Genomic DNA, 2,202 nt, shown 5'->3' on the forward strand with positions numbered 1-2,202 from the left:
GAACACGGAAATCCTGACACCCCCCCGCCCGATGATGAGAGGCTGGTCCGGATCGCCATCCAGGTTGACCACGATCACTTCCTGCCCGATACGCGGGATCGCCATGTGGCCCCACGTCGCGCCGGCCCAGTTCTGCGCGACCTGAATCCAGCACGAGCTGTGCTCGTCGTACTTGCTAGAGCCACAAGGAAGGCACCACATCCACGCGCATCCTGCAGGGTGAATAGAGAATCCTGAGTCCGTCGATTCACAGTTAGTCTTGCCTCGATTTAACGAACCAAAGAGTCGAGATAGGTTGTGCGCTCCACAGATTTCCGCGCTACACAATGATTCACTGTTGTCTCGTATGCCTGCGTGCCAGGTTCAATGTCGAACGCCTCAATGCGGCAGTCTTTTTCCGTGTGTATCACCCAATATTTGTGCGAGCTAGCCACTAGCTTCGAAAAGTCGACACCCAGGGCAGCGTCGTTGACATACTGCATCTGGATTCGATTAAGAAGGTTCTTATACGACAATGTCACCGCCCGTACCGCTCCTTCTCTTACGCCCCTGGAACATTCGAATATCTCTTGGCTACTTTCTGCGCGCACGCAATTTGGCTCCGCCGCCTCTACCGCTCCGATCGACAGGAAGTAAAGCATGCACGTCCTAATGATAGCGCCGCGCCCACTGTCATTCATGATCATCGCCGATTTTTCCGTAAATATTCGGCCCGATGCCTTCCTGGCTCGTACTGACTGATGCCCGGGGTATTCTCGATGTATCGAATCAACTCATCAATGTCGTTCCTCATTCCCGCCTCCATTGGTTTGGATCCTTTGGTAAAACCTTGATAAACGAAGTCAACCAACACATCCCTTATAACGGGATGCAATTGCCCCCAAGCCACCTTATCAGGGAAGCCAGACGTCCAGTGATCGTAATTTGCGATCGCCCTGCTTACATAGTCCGGATAGATTAAATTGAACAATCTAATTTGCTGCTCCCAAGATATCTCACCAACATCATTTTTATTCGAAGAAACAAAATCCCGAGCCGCCGATCCCTTCAGTTTTGCCGCCAGGGATATTTTCTTTGCCTGCTCACCCGATACATCGGATGAGGTCAAGTGATCGAATATCTCATGCTCATCGCGATTACCCATGTCATAGCCTCTGCCAAGAGTTACACCGGACAAGGCATTACCGGGCCAATGTATGACACGACTAAAATATTGCGAATCTTTGATGTCGTTACCTTCTGCATCAAACGTTAATTGGCCCGCTTTAATTACCGGCTGAGGGAGTAAAAAATTAGCCAAGAAACCCAAAGGACTCAGGTGAAACACAAAGGCTTCCGACGAAAAACCCGAAACTTCTCCGGCCACCTCATCCCACCACACCAATTGCGCGATACGCGCTTTCTCCGCCTCCCAAACCGTCTTCGATGACGGGGGAATCAACGCATCGTAGGCATCCCACGCCTTCTTGTCTGCCTTCCATTCGCTGGGATAGCGCAGGATCACACGCGACAGTTGGCGGATGGTGTCACGATCGCGCTGCGCTACCTTCACTTCGGCCAAGGTGAGCTGACCGTCGTGATTGGAATCGAGCAGCGCTCGCACTTCGCGCAGCGGCACGTCGAGGTCGGCGTCCTTCAATCCCAATCGGCCGCGCTGAAACTCCTCCATCTGCTTGAAGTCGGCAAAATAGCTGCCGTAGGCGGCCGTGGTTGGCTTGGACTCGATCAGTTTGAAGTCCACCCACTCATGCGGCGAGTGCCGGGAAACGCCTGCATGGCCCACTTCGCCTACCCAGCCGATGGCGGTGGTGCCACCGGTTTTCAGTTGCACCTGCCACCATGCGTTACCCGCTTCATCCAGGGCAAACACCTTGGGCAGCTCCGTGGGGATTTGTTTGCCCGGTCTCGATTGCTGCAACATGAGCCGCGACATGTGCTGCGGCTGCGCACCATTCTTGGGGCCGTTGGCTGCGAACGTCAGCGGAAAACTTTCCCACCCTTGCGCCAAGTCCGCTGTCAACAACTTGCCTCCTTGGACACTGACCAGCGCAGTGTATGCATCTTTGGTGATCCAGACCGGTGTTTGGCTGGCAGCCCCGACGAAAACCCCGCGGAAGCGCGTGGCTCCAGGTTGACCGACCGTCCCCTGCCGAGGCACGCGGACGATATCCGCCGCCGTGTACACGGCCCCATCGTTGAGAC

Annotated in this window: 2 pseudogenes; both read right to left on the reverse strand. The window is 54.7% G+C overall.

Annotated features, from left to right (window positions below):
• Positions 1-174 (reverse strand): annotated as a pseudogene (locus tag VK92_RS43240) (phage baseplate assembly protein V); the annotation flags it as partial.
• 508 nt (positions 175-682) lie between these two features.
• A pseudogene (locus tag VK92_RS41335) lies at positions 683-2,202 on the reverse strand (hypothetical protein); the annotation flags it as partial.

It is taken from the genome of Burkholderia sp. LK4 (genome assembly GCF_001043615.1).
In the GTDB taxonomy this organism is placed as follows: domain Bacteria; phylum Pseudomonadota; class Gammaproteobacteria; order Burkholderiales; family Burkholderiaceae; genus Burkholderia; species Burkholderia cepacia.